Raw genomic sequence first — 3427 nt, 5'->3', positions numbered from 1 at the left:
GGCGGCTCCATCGTCGTCAACGCCTCCAACCTCCGCCGGCGCCGCCGTCCCGGCCGGCCCGGGCCGCCGGCGCCGCCGTGCCGCCGCGTCCAGCGATCAGACGTCCGGTGAGCAGGCGTCCGCCGACCAGGCATCCGGCGACGAGGCGTCCGCTGACCATCCGTCCGCCGACCAGTCGTCCAGCGACCAGTCGTCCAGCGACGCGTCGGCTCCCCCTGCCCCGGCCGCCTCCGCACCGTCAGCACAGCCCGCACAGCCCGTATCTTCCGTACGGTCGGCACAGCCGGAACAGGACGCACCACTGCCTGCCGAGACCACATCCCAGATCCAGCCCGACGCGCCCGCCGGCGCAGCGGGTGCGGCCGGTGGCGCGCAGGCCACGGCCGCGCAGCCCGTACCGCACGACGCCGCGCAGCACCCCGACGCACCGCAGGGTGCGGCCGGTGGCGCGGTGACCGCTGCGGCTACGGGTACGGCCACTGACGGAGACACCGGTGCCGGCGCGGCGCCCTCCGCCGCGGTTCCGGCCGCCGCGTCGACGGTTGCGGCCGGCCCGGCCAAGGCGGCGGCGAAGTCCGCGCCGAAGGGGCGCACCGGGGCCAAGTCCCGCCGTGCCGCGGCGAGTGGCGCACCCACGGCGGGCACGCCGCAGCCGAGCACGCCGGCCACCACGGCGACGGAAGCGCAGCCCGCCCCGCGGGTTGCCGCGGACGCGCCGGCCGCCACGGCCGTACCCGCCGAGCCGCAGTCCTCGGCCGCCGTACCCGCCCCGGGCGATGCGCCGCAGCCGGTGACGAACGAGAAGGCCACCGACGGGGCCGCCGTGACTCCCCCTGCCGATGGCGCCGTACCACCCGCACAGCCCGCATCCGCCCAGCCAGATCAACCAGCGCAGCCGGGCCAGCCGGCATCCGCGGACGCTGCGACGGCGCCCGCCGCCGGGCAGGACACCGGGACGGGTGACGCGCCGCAGGACAGCGAGCCGGCCGGACAGGCGACCGACGGAGCTGCTGCCGCACCGGCGGCCGACGGAACCCCCGCTGCCCAGGTGGCCGGGGATTCGGCGCCGCAGGATGTGCAGCCGTCCGCCGATGCATCCGCCGGCGTAGCTGCCGCTGCTCCTGCCCCTGCCCCTGCCTCCGCCGAGTCGGACGCGGGTCAGCCGACTGACGGAACAGCGGCCCCCGCCGCCCAACAGGGGCCCGCTCCCACCACTTCGACCCCGCAGGCCGCGCAGGTCACCGCACCGGCTGACCAGGCCGACGGGGCCACAGCGGCAGGATCCGCGACGCCCGCGCCCGAGGTCAGCGCTCCGGCGGAGGCCGGGCAGCAGTCCGGGACCGTCGGTGGGCCCGAACCCGCCGAGGCGGCTGTGCCTCCCGCGGGCGCCGCGCCCACCGGGCAGGCCGCGTCCACGGAGAGCGCCGGGGCCGGTACGAAGTCGGCGCCGCAGCGGCCCGCGAAGCCCGCCGCCCAGCCCGAGGCCGCCACCACGACCGACCCGAAGCAGGGGCAGGGGGCGAAGGCCGGCCAGCCGGCCGCGGACCAAGGCACGACGGACCAGAGCACGACGGACCAGAGCACGACGGGCCAGCCGGCCGGGGCCGCGGCCGGTGCGCCCGCCGCTGCACGGCCGGCCCCCGGTGAGCCGGCCGCTGAGCAGACCGCCGACGGCTCGGCTACCGCAGGCCAAGACCCCGCGTCGCAGGCGCCCGACGGCACGGCTGTCGCCGAGCAGGACGGTGCGGAGCAGGTGGCTGCCGAGCAGAGCGGTACGGGTCAGCCGACCGCAGCGGCGGAGGCCACGGAAGCGGACGCGAAGAGCGCCGCACCGAAGCCCGCCACGAGGCCGACCGCCGACGTGAGTTCCGCGAACCAGCCCGCCGCGAACCAACCCGCCCCCGGTCAGGCGGTGAGCGAGACCGACGCGCCCGCTGCCACGGCGGACGGGGCCGCGCCGACGGCGAAGCCCGCTCGGGCCGCCGCACCTGCGGGAGCGACCGGGCCCGAGCAGACGACCCCGGCCGGGAAGGCCGCTGCGAAGGCGGCCGGTGCGGGGCAGGCGGCTGGTGCTGCGGAGGCTGCCGGTTCGGGAGCCGCCGTCGGGTCGGTTGACGGCGCTGAGCCGGTGAACGCGCCCGAGCCGGCGCAGACCACCGACTCCGTGCAGCCTGGTGAGCAGGCGCGGACCACCGACCCCGCGCAGACCGACGAATCAGCACAGCCCGGCAAGGTGGAGCAGGCCACCAAGGCCGCGCAGCCCGCCGGGGAAGCGACCACGGACGGGCCCAGTGCGGGCAAGCCCGCGGGCGAGGCCGCGAAGGCAGGTGCCGGGACCGCGAAGGGCAAGGCGGGTGCCGGCAAGCCCAAGGCAGCACGGACGAAGGCGAGCCAGCCGGACACGGGTCGTACGGACGCGGAGCAGGCGGACACAGGTCGTACGAACACCGGCCAGGCGGACACGAGCCACGCGGACGCCGCGGCTACCGAAGGCCAGCCCTCGGCCGCCGCCGCGCACCCCACTTCGCAGACCTCCGCCAAGGAGCCCGCCACCCCGGCGACAGCCGCCACCACCCCGCCCACCTCCGCCGAGGAGACCGGCGACACGGCGACGGCCCCCGCCACCCCGGCGACCGAGCCGGCCACCACCCCGGCGACCGCGCCGACCACTGACCCGGCGACCGAGCCGACAGCCGACCAGATCGCGCCTGCTACCGACCCGGCGCCGCCGGCCACAGGTCAGCCGTCGTCGGACGCCACACAGACCCCGCCGAACGGAGCGACCGAGGAAGCGCCGGCGCAAAACGCCGGTGCCGCACCGGCGCACGACGGCACCCCGGCCGGATCACCGGCCGGAACGCACCACACGACAGAAGCCGGCGCTGCGCCAGCGGGTTCCGAGACGGACCCCGCGGCGACGGCCGTGCCGGCGGGCTCCGTACCACCGGAAGCCCCGGACGGAGCCCCCACCATGCACTCAGCACAGCCGACCGCATCGACCCAGGCCGCTCAGGCGACCCCGACCGCTCAGGCACCCCGGGCCGGCCAGCCGGCACAGCCGACCCCTGCTGCCGCAGCAGCCGAAGGAACGCCGGCTGCCGTGGTCACCCAGAGCGGCGCCACCGTGCCCGAGTCGACCGCGACGGACCCGGCGCAGCCGCAGCCGACCCCGGCCGCCGCGGCCCAACCGGCCCCGACCGGGCAACAGGCCGAGGCGCAGCCGAACGCGGCGGAGCAGTCGAAGCCCGAGCAGTCCGATGCGGAGCAGACCGCCGCGGCAGCACCGGCCGAGGCCGCGCCCACTGGCGGCACGGCCACCGCCACGGACGCCCCGGCGGCCAGCCCCGTACCCGCCGCGCGGGCGCCGTGGGAGCCGCCGCTGCCGCCGGATTCCGGGGCCGACGCCCCCGGTCTGCCCGGCTACGGG

General features: G+C 78.3%; 1 protein-coding gene and 1 pseudogene. One reads left to right on the top strand and one right to left on the bottom strand.

Going from position 1 to position 3427, the window contains the following annotated elements:
• Positions 1 to 96: 96 nt before the first annotated feature.
• The gene (locus AAHZ94_RS30960) at positions 97 to 318 is read right to left on the bottom strand and encodes a hypothetical protein (RefSeq protein WP_349997038.1); all 222 of its coding nucleotides are present in this window, start codon (positions 316 to 318) and stop codon (positions 97 to 99) included.
• A 133-nt stretch (positions 319 to 451) separates the two neighbouring features.
• Between AAHZ94_RS30960 and AAHZ94_RS30955 the strand changes: the two are divergent.
• A pseudogene (locus AAHZ94_RS30955) lies at positions 452 to 3427 on the top strand (hypothetical protein); the annotation flags it as partial.

The sequence above is a fragment of the Streptomyces sp. HSW2009 genome (assembly GCF_040240285.1).
In the GTDB taxonomy this organism is placed as follows: Bacteria; Actinomycetota; Actinomycetes; order Streptomycetales; family Streptomycetaceae; genus Streptomyces.
Note: the sequence above shows the minus strand (reverse complement) of the source record. Positions and strands in the feature narration are given on the sequence as shown.